This is a genomic window from Haladaptatus ordinarius (assembly GCF_054177595.1).
Window position 1 is genome coordinate 1 of sequence record NZ_JBPEHH010000310.1, and the last position, 574, is coordinate 574.

Annotated in this window: 1 protein-coding gene; it reads left to right on the plus strand. The window is 55.2% G+C overall.

Annotated elements, in window-relative coordinates:
* On the plus strand, positions 1–489 hold a 489-nt coding region (locus tag ACR3FF_RS27340), incomplete at its 5' end, for a transposase (protein WP_458191246.1).
* Positions 490–574 lie beyond the last annotated feature (85 nt).

The following is a 574-nucleotide window of genomic DNA, read 5'->3' on the forward strand; positions in this document are numbered from 1 at the left end:
ATCCACCTCGCCACGGAACCGTTGACTGGGTGGGTGAACGTCGAAATCACCGAAAGGAGACGAACCACCGAGTGGATCGACAGGATGGTCGAACTTGCGGATGTCCACTACCCGGATGCAGTCCGCATCCGGGTGGTGGTTGATCAGCTCAACACGCACAATCCCGCTGGCTTCTATCAGTTCTTTCCGCCAGATGAAGCCCAAGCGTACCTTGATCGGTTCGAATTCCACTACGTCCCCAAGAAGGGGAGTTGGTTGAATATGGCCGAGATCGAGCTGGGCGTCCTCAAACGCCAGTGTCTTGACCACCGCATCTATCACGCAGCGACCCTCCGTGCGGAGGTCGCTGCGTGGCAACAGCATCGCAATGCAGCTGACCGACTCATCGACTGGCAGTTCACGACCGACGATGCCCGAATCAAGCTACACCGACTGTACCCAGTTGAATTGGAAGAGCGCTCATCTGTAGCGGTGAATACTTTTTCATGACTGGAGTTCGTAGCCTTCCCCAGCATGGTCAGCAGAGAGAGTGTCAACGAGGTCTTTCTACCTGACAAAGAGGACTGTTTAGAGT